The sequence below is a fragment of the Paenibacillus sp. NPDC058174 genome (assembly GCF_042883865.1).
Taxonomy (GTDB): Bacteria; Bacillota; Bacilli; order Paenibacillales; family Paenibacillaceae; genus Pristimantibacillus.
In genome coordinates, this window is sequence record NZ_JBHVUY010000001.1 from 960,906 (window position 1) to 976,906 (window position 16,001).

Annotated in this window: 16 protein-coding genes; 4 read left to right on the plus strand and 12 right to left on the minus strand. The window is 49.3% G+C overall.

Features of this window, described 5'->3' with window-relative positions; translation table 11 throughout:
- Positions 1-22: 22 nt before the first annotated feature.
- From ACFVVF_RS04310 to metH, 3 genes are all read right to left on the minus strand, one after another.
- The gene (locus ACFVVF_RS04310; RefSeq protein ID WP_387805701.1) at positions 23-2,272 is read right to left on the minus strand and encodes a DEAD/DEAH box helicase; all 2,250 of its coding nucleotides are present in this window, start codon (positions 2,270-2,272) and stop codon (positions 23-25) included.
- 512 nt (positions 2,273-2,784) lie between these two features.
- Positions 2,785-3,711, minus strand: coding sequence for a ribonuclease Z (gene rnz, locus ACFVVF_RS04315; protein ID WP_387805703.1), 927 nt, complete (start codon positions 3,709-3,711; stop codon positions 2,785-2,787).
- A gap of 49 nt (positions 3,712-3,760) precedes the next feature.
- Positions 3,761-7,180: a methionine synthase gene (gene metH / locus ACFVVF_RS04320; protein ID WP_387808827.1), complete on the minus strand. Its 3,420-nt coding sequence runs from the start codon at positions 7,178-7,180 to the stop codon at positions 3,761-3,763.
- Positions 7,181-7,354: 174 nt separating this feature from the next.
- Between metH and ACFVVF_RS04325 the strand changes: the two genes are divergently transcribed.
- The gene (locus ACFVVF_RS04325) at positions 7,355-7,894 is read left to right on the plus strand and encodes a 1,2-dihydroxy-3-keto-5-methylthiopentene dioxygenase (RefSeq protein WP_387805705.1); all 540 of its coding nucleotides are present in this window, start codon (positions 7,355-7,357) and stop codon (positions 7,892-7,894) included.
- A 67-nt stretch (positions 7,895-7,961) separates the two neighbouring features.
- Here ACFVVF_RS04325 and ACFVVF_RS04330 read toward each other — a convergent pair whose 3' ends face one another.
- From ACFVVF_RS04330 to ACFVVF_RS04345, 4 genes are all read right to left on the minus strand, one after another.
- A complete protein-coding gene (locus ACFVVF_RS04330) occupies positions 7,962-8,750 on the minus strand; it encodes an HAD family hydrolase (RefSeq protein WP_387805707.1) in 789 nt (262 codons plus the stop codon).
- A 27-nt stretch (positions 8,751-8,777) separates the two neighbouring features.
- Positions 8,778-9,284 (minus strand): hypothetical protein, encoded by a 507-nt coding sequence (locus ACFVVF_RS04335; RefSeq protein ID WP_387805709.1) that lies wholly within the window; start codon positions 9,282-9,284, stop codon positions 8,778-8,780.
- A gap of 129 nt (positions 9,285-9,413) precedes the next feature.
- Positions 9,414-9,599 (minus strand): DUF896 domain-containing protein, encoded by a 186-nt coding sequence (locus ACFVVF_RS04340; RefSeq protein ID WP_387805711.1) that lies wholly within the window; start codon positions 9,597-9,599, stop codon positions 9,414-9,416.
- A 160-nt stretch (positions 9,600-9,759) separates the two neighbouring features.
- Complete coding sequence (locus ACFVVF_RS04345; RefSeq protein ID WP_387805713.1) at positions 9,760-10,137, minus strand: LysM peptidoglycan-binding domain-containing protein; 378 nt, start codon at positions 10,135-10,137, stop codon at positions 9,760-9,762.
- Between the two features lie 160 nt (positions 10,138-10,297).
- Here ACFVVF_RS04345 and lexA point away from each other — a divergent pair, with 160 nt between their 5' ends.
- Positions 10,298-10,918 carry a transcriptional repressor LexA gene (gene lexA / locus ACFVVF_RS04350; protein ID WP_387805715.1) on the plus strand — a complete coding sequence of 207 codons (621 nt, stop codon included), beginning with the start codon at positions 10,298-10,300 and terminating at the stop codon, positions 10,916-10,918.
- An 81-nt stretch (positions 10,919-10,999) separates the two neighbouring features.
- Here the strand turns inward: lexA and ACFVVF_RS04355 are convergent, their stop codons facing one another.
- Both ACFVVF_RS04355 and ACFVVF_RS04360 read right to left on the minus strand, forming a co-directional pair.
- Positions 11,000-11,365: a YhjD family protein gene (locus ACFVVF_RS04355; protein WP_387805717.1), complete on the minus strand. Its 366-nt coding sequence runs from the start codon at positions 11,363-11,365 to the stop codon at positions 11,000-11,002.
- Positions 11,347-11,568 (minus strand): WYL domain-containing protein, encoded by a 222-nt coding sequence (locus ACFVVF_RS04360; protein ID WP_042161900.1) that lies wholly within the window; start codon positions 11,566-11,568, stop codon positions 11,347-11,349. The genes ACFVVF_RS04355 and ACFVVF_RS04360 overlap by 19 nt, the downstream gene beginning before the upstream one ends.
- 121 nt (positions 11,569-11,689) lie before the next feature.
- Here ACFVVF_RS04360 and ACFVVF_RS04365 point away from each other — a divergent pair, with 121 nt between their 5' ends.
- Both ACFVVF_RS04365 and ACFVVF_RS04370 read left to right on the plus strand, forming a co-directional pair.
- The gene (locus tag ACFVVF_RS04365; protein WP_387805720.1) at positions 11,690-11,944 is read left to right on the plus strand and encodes a hypothetical protein; all 255 of its coding nucleotides are present in this window, start codon (positions 11,690-11,692) and stop codon (positions 11,942-11,944) included.
- Positions 11,945-12,126: 182 nt separating this feature from the next.
- On the plus strand, positions 12,127-12,750 hold the full coding sequence (locus ACFVVF_RS04370; RefSeq protein WP_387805722.1) for a hypothetical protein: 624 nt from the start codon (positions 12,127-12,129) through the stop codon (positions 12,748-12,750).
- A 69-nt stretch (positions 12,751-12,819) separates the two neighbouring features.
- On the opposite strand, the gene glnA is transcribed toward ACFVVF_RS04370, so the two are convergent.
- The 3 genes from glnA to ACFVVF_RS04385 all read right to left on the minus strand — a co-directional run bounded on the left by glnA (position 12,820) and on the right by ACFVVF_RS04385 (position 15,957).
- A complete protein-coding gene (glnA, locus tag ACFVVF_RS04375) occupies positions 12,820-14,148 on the minus strand; it encodes a type I glutamate--ammonia ligase (RefSeq protein WP_387805724.1) in 1,329 nt (442 codons plus the stop codon).
- Between the two features lie 49 nt (positions 14,149-14,197).
- A complete protein-coding gene (locus tag ACFVVF_RS04380) occupies positions 14,198-14,608 on the minus strand; it encodes a MerR family transcriptional regulator (protein WP_042161905.1) in 411 nt (136 codons plus the stop codon).
- A 62-nt stretch (positions 14,609-14,670) separates the two neighbouring features.
- Entirely contained in the window at positions 14,671-15,957 is a 1,287-nt protein-coding gene (locus ACFVVF_RS04385) for a methionine gamma-lyase family protein (RefSeq protein ID WP_387805726.1), read from the minus strand.
- Positions 15,958-16,001 lie beyond the last annotated feature (44 nt).

A 16,001-nucleotide genomic window follows, 5' to 3' on the forward strand; every position in this document is an offset into this window, starting at 1 on the left:
TCGATCGGTCCAACATAAGCCATTATAATCCCTCCATTAATAGAAGGGATTTTTTCTTTGCGTTCATTCCTTCTATTTCAGTTCCAATACATGAAGGACAACCATCTTCACATGGGCAGCGGCGAACTAAGTTTATGGCTGCTGCTTTTATCTCGTCGAATCGCTTATAAACGTCTTCTGCTAAGCCGATGCCACCAGGGTAATGATCGTAAATAAAAATCGTGGGCAGCTGCGAATGTTCGGCCCTTATTTGTGAGACTACATGAATATCGTTACGATCGCACATAACATGAATTGGAACGATATGCCGTATCACATTGGCTATACCCATAAGCAGCTGTTCAAGCGTTTTCGTTTCTATGGATGAATCCACCTCATTTATTTCTACCCAAGTCGCGCTAGTATGCAGTTCTTCTTCCGGCAGTTTTATGGGGCCGTATCCGATGTTTTCAAAACTCGTTAAACGAATTTTTTTAAACATCGTTGCCATGACATTTACAGCCGCATCGCCTTGATTTATTGAAGTCGTGCGCCTGCTTTCGGTTCGGTCGATAGAAAGCACTTTTAACTTAACGGCTAGGTTGGCGTCGGTGTAATATTCTACGTCTACTTCGCGCACGTACGCTTTCTTGTGTTCCCAGTCCAGCTTTTCGACTTGAAACTGTACGCCTTCATGCAAGTATATAGCTTCATCGTGTAAAAGAGTCATAGCACTAAACCTGTCCATTTCACCTATAATCCTTACATTTGCTACGTCCGACTGGTCAATTATTACGACGTTTTCCTGCGCTGCGGAACGCAGGCTTACTTCGTGGGCAGGAAAGGATTGATTCGCCCAGTAGAACGTACCCCCAGCCTGGGTAAGTACCCTTTCTTCAACCAGGTATTCCAGTATGTCGGTTATCTCTGCCGGACCGAATTCCTCCCCTTTCTTAAAGGGAAGTTCATATGCCGCGCAGCGCATGTGGTCTACCAAAATCAATAAATTTTCCGGGTTGATGCGCGCGGATTCCGGAGAACGCTCAAAGAAGTATTCGGGATTCTGCACTACGTACTGGTCTATAGGTGTATTGCTGGCTACCATAACTACTACGGCTTCCCCATGTCGCCGCCCCGCCCGGCCTGCTTGCTGCCAGGTGCTGGCTACGCTGCCCGGATACCCCGACATAATGCAGACTTGCAACTGCCCAATATCAACGCCCAGTTCCAAAGCGTTTGTACTGACAACGCCTAATATCTCCCCGTTCCGTAAGCCGCGTTCGATTTCCCGGCGTTGGTTCGGTAAGTAGCCGCCGCGATAGCCCCTTATGGACTTGGTCCCTAATTCATTTTTTACGATTTCCTGCAGGTGGCTCAGTATCAACTCTACTCTTACCCGGCTGCGGGCAAAAACAATTGTCTGTACTTTATTCGATAAAAACTCTTTCGCCAGTTGGTTGACTTCAACCGTTGCGCTTTTCCGAAGGTTTAACGGCTTATTAACTATCGGCGGGTTATAGAAAACAAAGTGCTTTCTTCCCCTTGGCGCGCCATTGTCGTCAATCAGCCGCATAGGTTTACCTGTCAACTGTTCCGCTAACTCCTTCGGATTCGCGATCGTCGCCGACGTACAAATAAATAGCGGATTACTGCCGTAAAATTTACATATACGCTGCAGCCTGCGGATTACGTTTGCTACATGGCTGCCGAATACCCCCCTGTATGTATGCAGTTCATCTATGACTATATATTTAAGATTGCTGAATAAGCTTACCCATTTCGTATGATGCGGCAAAATGGCTGAATGCAGCATGTCCGGGTTCGTTATTACGATATGGCCGACATTCTTTACTATTTGCCGAATGGCCGGGGAAGTGTCGCCGTCGTAAGTGAAGCTTTTAATGTCTATACCCATTTCGGATATGATTTCGTTTAACTCGCTTTTTTGGTCTTGCGCCAGTGCCTTCGTGGGGAATAAATACAGCGCCCTGCTGGCATCGTCTTCCGCTATCGCCTGTAAAACAGGAAGGTTATAACAGAGTGTTTTCCCGGAAGCCGTCGGGGTTACTGCTACGACATTTTCGCCCTTACGAATGGTTTCGTACGCTGTGTACTGGTGGCTGTACAGCTGTTCAATTCCTCTTTTAATCAGGGCAGCTTTTATCCGATCGTCTACGCTTTCAGGCATGAGTCTTGTTTTTGCTTCTATGGGTTCAACTTCGTGCCAGTTGATTACATTTTCATTCGTTCTTAATCCCTCTATGAGTTGCGAAAGGTTTTTCTTTCGTAACATATGATCACTCCTAATCTAGAACGGCTGTTCCCCTCATTATATATGTTCGGGACAAAATAAAAAAAGCCCTTTTTTTAACAGACTTTTTCTTCGCTCTATGCTATTTCGATCTCTTGTTCGTATCCCTAGAAAATTGTAACTGTGTATTCTTCTATTTCCCCAGTTATTGGGTGTTTCAACATTACCCGGTAGTAGTCAAATAGTCCGACTTCTCGGCAGCTGCGGCAGCGGCAGTGCCCGGAAACAGTCGCAGGTAAACACGGATTACGGATTCCAGAATATCGTTGTGATTGAAGCATACGAATCTATTCTATTGTTCATTGTACAGAATACACGTTCGCCCGGCAATTGCTATTTGCCGGTTCCGGCTTGTATAACTTTCCATCGGCAGCAAAAAAGCGCATCCCTTTGCAGGAATGCGCCTTGCTCTTCACCGGCTTCACCGTCGTTGTCAGACAGCAGCCGGCACGCAGCCGGAGCTGCTGGCATTGCATCTTACCGCTGATGCTGGCCTATTGCCGGCATGCAATGCTCGTATGATACAGATCATAAGCCGCTGTAGACTCGGGAAAAATCGCCTGCGCTTCCTGTTCAAGCGCAGGCATCTGATCCGATGTGAACCGCGTGCTGAAATGAGTCATCACAAGCCGTCTGGCCCCAGCGGCCCGTGCCGCTTCCGCAGCTTCTACCGTCGTAGAATGTCCGTATAGATGCGCTTTCTCCTGCTGACCGTCTGCAAATGTCGCTTCATGCACGAGCAGATCCGCATCACGTCCCAATACGACCGTATTGTCGCATGGACGCGTATCGCCCAGTATGGTGACAATTCGTCCTTTAATCGGTGTTCCAGCAACGTCTTCGGCACGTATAACAGTGCCGTCAGGCAGCTGCACATTTTGCCCCTTTTTCAAGAGGCCATACAATGGACCCTCAGGCACACCAAGCTCCTTGAGCTTCTCAACCTGGAGCTTGCCAGGGCGGTCACGCTCTGTAATCCGGTAGCCGAAGCAAGGCAGCCTGTGCTCCAGCGCCCTTGCTTCCACGACAAATCGCTCATCCTCGAAAATAATGCCCTCTTCGATTTCCGTATAAGCAATCTCATAGTCCAGCCGCGTACCGCTGAGCCGTAACGACGTATCCACGAGCTCCCGAACGCCAGGCGGCCCAAAAACCTTCATCGGACCGTTGCCCCCGACATAAGAACGCGTGCTGAGCAGACCCGGAATGCCAAAGGTATGATCGCCGTGCAGATGCGTGACGAACAATGCTTCCAGCTTATTCAGCTTTAACGGCGTGCGCATGAATTGATGCTGCGTCGCTTCCCCTGCATCGAACAACCATAGCGCGCAGTCAGGCTCAGGAAGCCTCAGCGCGATTGAAGTAACGTTCCGTTCCTTCATCGGCCTACCGGCTCCAGTACCCAGAAACCAAATATCCATCTCGTTTACCCCTCACTATGGCTCGAGTCGCAGGCTGTTTCGTTGGCTGTTATCTTTCAACCTTTTCTACATTGAAGTATTGCGCCTCTGGATGGGCAAATACCATGGCGGATACCGATGCCTCCGGCTCCATCATGAACCCTTCCGTAAGCTCTACGCCGATATCCTCCGGCTTCATCAAGTCGAACAAAGGCTCTTGATCCTCCAAGTTCGGGCAAGCCGGATAGCCGAACGATACGCGAATGCCTTGATAGCGGGCGCCATGGCGCTGCTTCATAGTCATTGTTGGCGGATCAGGGTAACCCCATACATCGCGCATCATATGATGGACACGCTCGGCCATGCCTTCTGCAACTTCCAGCGCTACCGATTGCAGGGCGTGGGAACGGAGATAGTCGCCTTTTTCCTTCCACTCCTGCGCCAGTTCACGGATGCCGTAGCCGGCAGTAACGACAAGGAACCCGACATAGTCCATCACACCGCTCTCAACCGACTTCAAGTAGTCGGAGAGGCAGAGGAACGGATCAACCTGCTGACGCGGGAACGTAAAGCGCTTGATCTCCTTCGTGTGATCCTGCGGATCGTAGATGATAATATCATTGCCGGAAGACTGTGCCGGGAAAAACCGGTACATGCCATGGGCCTGAATAATGCCATCAACCGTTCCTTCATGCAGGATGCCGTCCACCGTTTCTTTCAGCTGTACCGCCTTCTCATTGCCTTCCTTCAGCAGGTTCTCGACGTTGCCCTTGAGACCCAGATGATGGCCTAGCAGCATCTGCATGTTGACGTAAGGAATAATATGCGGAATTGGTACGTTGCGAAGCACATGGCGCTCCAGATCCGGCGGGATGTAGACCGGCGCATCCGTCGAAATTTTCGAACGAACAGCTCTGGAGAGCTCCGGAAGCTTCTTCTTCTCTTCCACTTCTTCTCCGCCGGATGCTTTATATTCTGCCATCTCTTGCTCCATACGCGCACGATGCTCTTTGTCCATCAGCTTGTTGGCGATATCGAGCCCGTCCATCGCATCCTTGGCATAGAGAACGAGACCCTCGTATTCCGGGCCGATTCTCGTCTTGGTGAACTTGCGGGTCAAAGCCGCTCCGCCTACAAGGATAGGCGCATCGATGCCCGCATCCCGCATATCCTGCGCTGTAATAACCATTTGCTGCGCAGATTTAACAAGCAAACCCGACAAACCGATAACGTCTGCCTTCTCGTTGCGGTACGCTTCAATCAGCTTCTCTGGCGGCACTTTTATGCCGAGGTTTATAATTTTGTAGCCATTATTGGACAAAATGATCTCAACAAGGTTTTTGCCGATATCATGCACATCGCCTTTTACGGTTGCTAGAATAACTTTGCCTTTGACTGCGGTCTCGTCCTTCTCCATAAAGTTCTCGAGATAAGCTACCGAAGCTTTCATGACCTCGGCGCTTTGTAGCACCTCCGCTACGATAAGCTCGTTGTTGTTGAACAGCCGGCCGACCTCTTCCATTCCGCGCATAAGCGGGCCGTTAATGACGTCCATAGCCGAATATTTCTGCAGCGCCAGCTCCAGATCGGGAATAAGTCCCTCTTTCGTGCCTTCGATTACATAGGAGCCAAGCCGTTCCTCCAGCGTCAGGTTGGAGATCTTCTCCTTCTTAACAACCTTCTTCTCCCGGAAAGCGGCAACAAAAGCGGCTAATGTATCGTCATTCGTGTTGTAGATCAGTTCTTCCGCCAGCTTGCGCTCTTCTTCTGGTATGGAAGCATAGCGCTCCAGCTTCTCCGTATTGACAATTGCATAGTCCAATCCGGCCTTCGTACAGTGGTACAAATAGACGGAGTTGAGCACTTCGCGGCCCGCATCCGGCAAACCGAATGAAATGTTGCTCAAGCCAAGAATCGTCTTCGCGCGCGGAAACTTCTCTTTAATCATCCGAATGCCTTCGATCGTCTCTACAGCCGAACCGATGTATTGCGGGTCGCCGGAGCCAACGGGGAACATGTTCGGATCAAAAATAATATCGTCGGGATTCATCCCGTATTTATCAACCAGCAAGTTATACGAACGCTCTGCTACTTCCATCTTGGCCTCACGCGATACAGCCTGCCCGCGCTCATCGATCAGAATCATGACGACGGCTGCTCCGTATTGATGGATGAGAGGCAAAATTTTCTCGAACTTCGTCTCGCCGTCCTCAAGGTTAATGGAGTTAATAATCGCTTTGCCTTGCGAATATTTCAAGCCCAGCTCGATAATATGATCATAAGTGGAATCCAGCATTAACGGCACTTTGATTTTCTTAACAACCTCAGGAATGAATTGATGCACGGCATAGGCTTCATCAATATCCGTGTCTTGAAGGTTAATATCGATGACATGGGCGCCGCCTTTCACTTGCGCTCTGGCAACTTCCGACGCTTCATCGAACTTGCCTTCTTTGATGAGACGTTTGAATTTACGCGAGCCCGATATGTTCGTCCGTTCACCGATCATAATTGGACGGTTCTCCGGTTCGATATAAACGGTGTCGATACCCGACACGGCAGGCGCATGAACGCCATACTGCGTCCGCGGCTTATACTTCGCCATTGTCTCTGCCATGACGCGAATATGCTCAGGCGTCGTACCGCAGCAGCCGCCAGCGATGTTCAGCCAGCCCTGCTCGGCGAATGCTGACATTTTCACCGCAAGCGATTCGGGAGATTCATGGTAATGGCCGTTTTCATCCGGCAAGCCGGCATTCGGATAACAGCTGATCGCTGTATCCGCAATCTCACTCAAGGAACGAATGTGGTCACGCATAAACTCTGGGCCGGTCGCACAGTTTAGACCCATGGAAACTGGCTTCAAGTGCTCCAGTGAAATGTAGAAGGACTCAATGCTTTGGCCTGCCAGTGTCGTTCCCATCGGTTCGATCGTACCCGAGATCATAAGCGGCAGCTCTTTGCCCGTCTTCTCATAAGCGTTGCGTATGCCGATGCTTCCGGCCTTTACGTTCAGCGTATCCTGTGACGTCTCCAGCAGGATAAGGTCAACACCAGCCTCAATGAGCGCTACCGTCTGCTCGTAGTAGCTGTCTACAAGCTCGTCGAACGTGACGCCGCCCGTTACTGACAACGTTTTGGTAGTTGGCCCAAGCGCTCCCGCTACATAGCGAGGACGTTCTGGGGTCGAATATTTATCAACAGCATTGCGGGCCAGCGTTGCGGCAGCAATGTTGATTTCAACTGCTTTTTCCGGAATATCGTATTCGGCCAGAACGACGCTAGTCGCTCCGAACGTATTCGTCTCGATAATATCCGCGCCCGCTTCCAAATACTCCTCATGAATGCGCTGTATAACATCAGGACGAGTCAGAACGAGCATTTCATTACAGCCGTCCAGCTCCTCGCCGCCAAAATCTTCAGCCTGTAGATCTGCCTGTTGAATCATCGTTCCCATCGCACCGTCGAGGATGAGGATACGCTGCTGCATTAATTCCTGAATCGTAGGATTCGACAAAGTTCTGCACCCTTCTTTCCGAAAAATCATTAACAATTAGTGTAACAGAATCACCGCATTGTGAAAAGGTAATCCATCGACAATCCGCGACTTTTACGCTATAATTCAAAATATCAGTAAATTTCAATTGGAAAAGAGGGAATGAGTATGGCTGAAATTCGAATCCGCAACACGGACGAACGCATCACAGGCGAACAGAATGTTCGTCAATTTTTAGAAAATCAAGAGGTACTCTACGAGCATTGGAATGCTGATAAGCTTCCAGCGAACTTAAAAGATAAATTCATTCTCTCCGATGAAGAAAAAGCCGAAATTCTATCTACTTTTGATGAAGAAATTCGTGATCTTGCTTCCCGCCGCGGATATAAAACTTGGGATTTGATCGCATTGTCCGATGCGACTCCAAACCTGGATGAGCTGCTTAAAAAATTCGAGTCTGTTCATACCCATACCGAAGATGAAGTCCGTGCAATTACTGCAGGCAAAGGAATCTTCGTTATTAAAGGCTCCGAAGACGTAGGCTATTTCGACGTTGAGCTTGAAGCTGGCGACGTCATCTCTGTTCCAGAGACGATTCCTCACTTCTTCACTTTGATGGAAAACCGTCAGATCGTCGCTGTCCGTCTCTTCATTGAGACAGAGGGCTGGATCGCTCATCCTTTCGAGGATCCTCAATTCAGCAAATAATAGATGCAACCAGTAAAGAAGCCCCCGCTCCCATCTTCGGATGGTGCGGGGGCTTCTTCATGTTCTGCTATTGCTCAAGTAGCGTCAGCAGCTGTTCCAGATGAGAAATTTCATGAGCCGGAACGATTTCGTCATTGCGAACCGCACCATGACGGTTGATCCAGACGGAAGTCATCCCTACCGTATTGGCACCTAAAATATCGGTTGTCAGTTTATCGCCAACCATAATGCCATGCTCGGTTTCAATGCCAAGACGCTCCAGCGCATGATGGAAAATCGAAGCCGCTGGCTTACCCTCGCCAAACTCGCCGGAAATAATAATATGGTCGAAGTACGGAACGAGCTCCGGCACACCTGCAAGCTTCTCTCTTTGCAGGTCCGGCGAACCGTTCGTAAGAAGCAGAAGCTTATATTTGCCTTTCAGCGCATCTAGCACACGGAATGTCTCTTCATAGACGATCGGACGTTTACGACGTTCCGCTGGAAATTGCTCAGCCAGATTTGCGCCCAGCTCAGCATCGTCGACGCCAAGCGATTTCAATCCGCGTGTCCAAGCCTCTCTGCGGTAGGTTGGAGCGAGCTGCTCCAGCTTGCGGAACTCCTCTTGCTCGCCTTCGCGGAAGTTCGCCCATAGTCCTTCAAACGGGTTAATTCCGATCATTTTCGTAAACGGGAATGTCTCGTACGATTCATACAAAGCACGAGCCTCGCGGCGGACGGCCTCCTCCAGCTCACCGGCATCAACGCCTGCTGCATCGGCACCTGCTTGACAAGTTGTCTCAAAAGCTTCTTTTACACTGCGGTCATCCCATAACAGGGTATCATCCAGATCGAATAAAACTGCTTGTTTCGCCATCGTTCTCTAAACTCTCCCACTCATTATCTATTTTTGTTCAAACGGCAAGTTATGCACTTTAGCAAACTCTTGAAGCCGTGCACCCATTTCATCTGTCGGATAACGGTTCATAACGCGGGAGAATACCCAGTTCCCGCCTTTATGCTGCTCAATAACGACATAACCGCGTTGTACGCTGATGCCTTTAATTGCGGCTGGATTCAGACGCTTGTCCCCTGTCAGCTTGCGGGTCTGCACATAATCCTTGCCTACAGTAAGATAAGGCTTGCGGAAGAAGAATACCAGCGCCAGCAGCACATAACAGCCTACTGTCACATAGAACATCGTTCCCGCCTTAAATGAAGGGTCGGAACTTACAAGAATGACGTACATGCCGATAAACAAAATCAACAGAATCGGTGCAATAAAGCTTCTTCCGGTATAGCGGTCCTTTTTCTCGGAGCCCAGCACGATGCCCGATGAACCTTGTTTTTTGCGGGCTTTGTTGATCTGACTCATATTTTTGCGCACTTTGCGCTCCCACGATCGTGACACTTCCGTTTTCCTCCTATTAAATATGTAGTGTGTATATGCAGCGCAGCCGGCGGCGGAAATGACCGTTGCTCATGCGAGCGCAGGCCGTTCCCCTCCAATTCCAAAATCCGGCATAACCTTCGTATTGGATTATTGCTTGTTCGCATCCGGTTCATCTACAATTTCAATGTTATCCAGCTGCTGCCGGAAATTGTTACGGAAGTTTTCTAAATACTTCTTACGCAGTTCGTCGCGCTCGGCGAGCTCTTCCTTCGTTAACCCAACGGTTTTATTTTTACGTGAAAGCTCGTTGATTCGATCGATTAATTGACCCATTATATGCTCACCCCACTTGCTGTCTAATTAAACACTCTTACCTATTTTGACTTTTCACGCCTTCAATTGTCAAGGCAAGGACAGGAAGAAGCAAAAAAGGACAGTCGAAAGCCGTATCGGCCCCGCTCTGTCCTATCAGTTCTAACGCTTGTTTTCTATATTAAAGCTTCGGAACGATCAGCTTCTGTCCCGGCGTAATCGTTACAGTGGCAAGCTGGTTGCGTTCCTTAATCTTATAGACATTGAACCGGATATCGTCTGCGTCTTTCGTATACCGCTGAGCGATGCCCCAAATCGTATCGCCTGAAGAGACTACAATTAATTGTTCATCTGCTCCAGGTATAGTATGTCCGCCCGAAGCGTTCGTCTGCATCAACAAGAAGCTTGAAAGCAACAGCGCCATTAATGCTGCGCATACGACCCATTTGAGTAAATGACGGCGAGCAGACTGCTTCACTGTCTCTAACACAGCGCGGCTAGCCGGCGTGTCCTTATGTATGGTCTTGTAAAAAGAAGGATTCGAAATATTCATCATCATGATTATCAGCACCCCAAACATTTGTTCTGTTCTCAGATTACACGAACAGGTGTTTGCAGTCAATAGAAAAATGCGAACTTTTGTTTTTAGGAACTTATGTTTGTACGAACTCCGGTTCTGTGCTATAATTTTTTACAAATCTATTTTTTGGAGTGATCTCATGTCGAAGATTTCCAACCGTCAACAGTCGATCCTTGAATTTATAAAGAATGAGGTCCGGGAGAAAGGCTATCCGCCTTCTGTCCGTGAAATCGGCGAAGCGGTCGGTCTAGCATCCAGCTCCACAGTTCACGGCCATCTGGATCGCTTAGAGAAGAAAGGCCTTATCCGCCGCGACCCGACGAAGCCGCGCGCGATTGAAATTTTAGATCAAGAAGATGTGGACGGCATCATCCGCCCTTCCGTAGCTCAAATCCCGGTCGTCGGGAAGGTTACGGCTGGCGTACCTATTACCGCAACGGAGAATATTGAAGAATACTTCCCTATCTCGACGCAGTTCGTCGGTGATGACGACGTCTTCATCCTTAACGTAATCGGTGAAAGCATGATCGAAGCTGGCATACATAACGGCGACTACGTCATCGTCCGCCAGCAGCCGTCGGCTAACAACGGCGATATCGTCGTTGCAATGACTGAGGAAGACGAAGCGACCGTCAAGCGCTTCTACCGCGAGAAGGATCATATCCGCTTGCAGCCGGAGAACTCGACGATGGAGCCGATTCGCCTCCGCAGCGTGACCATTCTCGGTAAAGTAATCGGACTTTTCCGCGATATCCACTAAGCTGGCCCAAAAAGACTGTCCCCGCTAAAGCAGATGCGATTAGGCATCCGCTAGCAGGGACAGTCTTTTTTCAATACATCATTAACGGAACAGGCTGCCGATATACCGCTGCAGCTTATTCGCCATTTCTTTTTTGACAACATGGCGAAGCAGTGCGTACTCCGATTTATATCCCCGCAAAATAACTTCATACAATATGCCATCGTCATTCCGTTTTACTTCCGCAATGCTTGCCTTCAGCTTCCGCACTTGCGAACGAACGCTGCGAATATCCTCTTCGATTATGCGAAGCACCATTTCACTGCTCTTCACGTACAGCATTTTCATGGAATAGCCGGACTCCATCATCGCTTTCGAGTTATTCATAACCGCATCCCTGACAAACGGCAAAATGCAATAATCCTGGATTAGACGATATTCTTCTTCATTTATGCTTTGCGCTCCCATAACAAGCCGCCTCCCCCGCCTCTTCCCGCTAGCTCAACGTCCACGATGCCATCCAAATTAAAAATGCGAATCGCTTGCGCCGACAAGCAGTAGCCTTTCATTCGGCCGTTCTTCACGGATATGACCTGAACGTTGCGTATGCTTACATTGCGCTTCCGATCCAAGTAAATAAGCTGTACTACTTTACCGATATATCTCTCCATCTCATCTCATCGCCTCGCATAGAACGTTTGTTCCTATTATACACCAAACATACGTTCTTGATGCAAGATAAAAAAAGTTCCAGCATCTGCTGCTGAATCTGCTCGGTTCAAGCTGGGCTCTATGGATCAAAATGCAAATCTGCAGGTTGTGCGCCGCTGTTTGGTCGATTTTCCGCTTCAAAATGCAAATGTGCAGTTTGATCAGCCCAAAAAGCCGCTTCTGAGTGAAAAAGAGAGATTTCAAATGTACTTTTGCATTTTGATCGCGATTTTAGCCCTTTTCAGGCTCATTCACCTGCACATTTGCATTTTGTTTCTTCTCAATCTCAATCACAGGAAGATTAACTGTGAAGCCGACGATACCAAGCGTAAATGATTTAGTACACCAACATCTGGATCACAATCTTGGCAGGCTCCGCTTTATGAGTGCAGACAATTATCAGCGATTAAACGTGATTTAGTTTTCCATTATCGGACATTATTCGATTATTTTCAGAAAATAATAGGAAACATGTGGGTTTTATAGTAGAATACTAGGGACACAAATTTTAGGAGGAAATGATGAAAAAACTTGCAATCGCACTATTCGCTGCCGCCATTATTCTTACAGGATGCTCGAGCTCGAGCGACGGGAAAAACACATCCGAGCCTGTAAAACAAACGAATAATGCAGAGAAAACGGACAAAGAGAAAGGTGTCGAGGTTGATAAAAACCTCACAAACGTAAAAATTACGCTGCCTGCCTCCATGTTTAAAGATGCTGACCTAGACCAAGTGATCGCTGAAGCGAAGAAAGATGGCGTCAAGGAAGCTACAAAAAATGAGGATGGCTCCCTTACGTATACGATGTCCAAATCCGACCATAAAAAAATGCTGAAAGAGATGGAAGACGGCATAGCGGACTCGAATAAGACGCTGAAAGAAGAAGGTACGTTCGCTTCTATCAAAGATGTAACCTATAACAAATCGATGGATGAGTATGAGATGATTGTCGATAAAGCTGCTTATGAAGGCAGTATGGACGGTTTTGCCGCCCTCGGATTTGGGATGCAAGGCATGTACTATCAAATTTTCCAAGGCGTAGACTCCGACAAAACAAAAGTCACGATCAAAGTGAAGGACGAGAAATCCGGAGAAGTGTTCGATACGATCGTGTATCCTGATACTCTGGAGCAACAATAGAAGTAACGAGCCAGTTACCTTAATGGACAGAAAAAATCCCCGGAGCTCCAGCTCCGGGGATTTCCTGTATTAGTAGAGCGTCAGATACTGATCGCGCTCCCATTGGTGAACTTGCGTCTTGTACATGTCCCACTCGATTTCTTTCAGCTCGTAGAAGTGAGCCAGCGCGTGGTCGCCCAGCGCGTCGCAGATGACTTCGCTGCGGAGCAGCTCGTCAAGCGCTTCGCGAAGATCGGCCGGCAAGCTAGGAACACCAGATTCGATGCGCTCTTCTTCCGACATAATATAGATGTTGCGGTCAATTGGAGCCGGAAGCTGCGTTTTGTTCTGAATGCCGTCCAGACCGGCTTTCAGCATAACAGCCAGCGCCAGATAAGGATTGGCTGCAGGGTCCGGGTTACGAACTTCAACACGCGTGCTGAGGCCGCGGGAAGCCGGAATCCGAATCATCGGCGAGCGGTTGCTCGCGGACCAAGCTACATAGCAAGGCGCTTCGTAGCCAGGCACCAGACGCTTGTAGGAGTTGATTGTCGGGTTCGTAATTGCCGCCATTGCACGGGCATGCTGCAGAATCCCCGCCATATAGTAACGAGCCGTAGCACTAAGGCCAAGTCTGTCGCTCTCATCGTAAAATACGTTGGTATTGCCTTGGAACAATGATTGGTGACAGTGCATGCCAGAGCCGTTTACGCCAAACAGCGGCTTCGGCATGAACGTTGCATGCAGGCCATGTTGTCTTGCAATCGTTTTGACAACGAGCTTGAACGTTTGGATCTGATCGGCTGCTTTAATCGCATCCGCATATTTAAAGTCGATCTCGTGCTGGCCTGGAGCCACTTCGTGGTGAGAAGCTTCGATTTCAAAGCCCATTTCCTCCAGCGTCAATACGATTTCGCGGCGGCAGTTCTCGCCAAGATCCATCGGCGCAAGGTCGAAGTAGCCGCCTTGGTCGTTGAGTTCAGTCGTTGGCTCGCCGCGCTCGTCGGTTTTGAACAGGAAGAACTCCGGCTCTGGACCAACATTCATCGCTGTATAGCCCATTTCCTCAGCTTCCCTCAGCGCACGCTTCAGAATGCCGCGAGGGTCGCCTGCAAACGGAGTGCCGTCCGGCATGTAAATGTCGCAGATAAGACGGGCTACGCGGTCTTGCGAAACCCAAGGAAAGACAACCCAAGTATCAAGATCCGGGTATAAGTACATGTCAGATTCTTCGATCCGAACGTAACCTTCAATGGAAGATCCATCGAACATCATTTTGTTGTCCAGCGCCTTGTCCAGCTGGCTGACAGGAATTTCTACGTTTTTGATCGTTCCGAGCAAGTCCGTAAATTGAAGTCGGATAAAACGAACGTTTTGTTCTTCCGCAATGCGTTTGATATCAGCTTTCGTGTAGCTCACAAGATCATCTCCTTAAATCGCTTTAATCATTCCCTGATCTTCTTCTCTTCTAGCGTTTATGCAGAAAACGCGACAGCTGGCCTTGAATCAGGGAGGCCTGACCAGGGCGCTTCTCCAGCAGCTGCTGCTTCAGCAGACGGTGAAGCTGCGCTTCCGACAGCTCTTTCCGTTTCGTCTCCGACTGCTCGCTCACGAGCGTCGCATCGTCGGATTCCTTCGAAACCGGATTCATCACTTGCTTAATCCCGGCAATGTTAACACCTTTCTCAATTAACGCCTTTATTTCAAGAAGTCTTTCCACGTCGTTAAATGAGAATAGACGTTGATTGCCTGCCGTTCTAGCAGGCACAATCAATTCATGCTGCTCATAATAACGGATTTGGCGGGCCGTTAGATCCGTCAGCTTCATGACGATGCCGATTGGGAACAAGGCCATATTTCTACGTATATCATCACCCATGTCGCATCAACCTTCCAGTATCTCTTTTATACGTACATTCTAACATCCCTTCCAAATACGTGTCAAGATATGTAAGGTTTAATCACAATTAAATCACTCGAAATTAACCGTTTTAACGCGGTCAAAACGCCATATTTCGCATGCGCATAAGTGAGCCCGCCTTGCATATAGGCGATATACGGCTCGCGGATCGGCGCGTCCGCAGAAAGCTCCAGGCTGCCGCCTTGAATGAAGGTTCCTGCCGCCATAATGACGGGATGCTCATAACCCGGCATATCCCACGGCTCGGGCGTTACATGTGAATCGACCGCGGCTGCTTGCTGAATGCCCTGCACGAAGGCAATCAGATGCTCGGCGCCTCCGAAACGAACCGCTTGAATCAAGTCGGTACGCGGCGCATTCCAGCGCGGCTGCGTCTCAAAGCCAAGCTGCTCGAACAAGGCTGCCGCAAATACGCTTCCTTTCACAGCTTGTCCGACGAGATGCGGCGCCAGGAACAGCCCCTGATAGATAGCACGCAGCGTATCCAGCATTGCGCCTACTTCCCCGCCAATGCCGGGAGCGGTCAGACGGTAAGCAGCAGCTTCTACTGCGGCAGCTGTCCCGGTAATGTAGCCCCCTGTCGCTGCCAAGCCGCCTCCCGGATTTTTAATCAGTGAGCCAGCCATTAAATCGACGCCAACCTGTGTAGGCTCCGTCAGCTCGGTAAATTCGCCATAGCAATTGTCGACAAAGACAAGAACGTCGGATTTAATCGCCTTAACCCGCCGCACCATCTCGCCAATTTCTGCAACCGTGAAAGACGAACGCCAGCTATAACCGCGGGAACGCTGGATGCCAATCACCTTCGTGTTCCCGTTAATGGCTTGTTCTATACGCTCCCAATCCAGCGCCCCGCCCTCCAGCAAAGGCACTTCGTTGTAGCCGATTCCCCAATCCTGCAAGGAGCCTGTCCCATCGCCTGGCTTGCCAATGACCTTATGTAAAGTGTCATATGGCGTGCCCGTTATGTACAGCAGCTCATCTCCGGGTCTCAGCAGTCCGAATAAAGCAACGCCAATCGTATGCGTGCCGGACACGAAATGCGGGCGCACCAAAGCGGCCTCGGCACCGAAAACGTCGGCATATACGAGATCGAGCACTTCCCGCCCGCGATCGTTGTAGCCGTAACCGGTGGAGCCCGTAAAATGAAAATCACTCACCTTATGGCGTTGAAACGCTTGAATCACTTTCCATTGATTGCGCTCCGCAATGCGGTCAACCGCCTTCAGCTGCTCTTGAGCAAGCGCCTCCGCCCCTTCTGCAAGCTGCTCTAATTGCTGCCATACGGCATCTTCTGCCTGTTCCATTCCCTCAATAAATCCATGCTGCTCTTTCATACTCGCTTACTCTC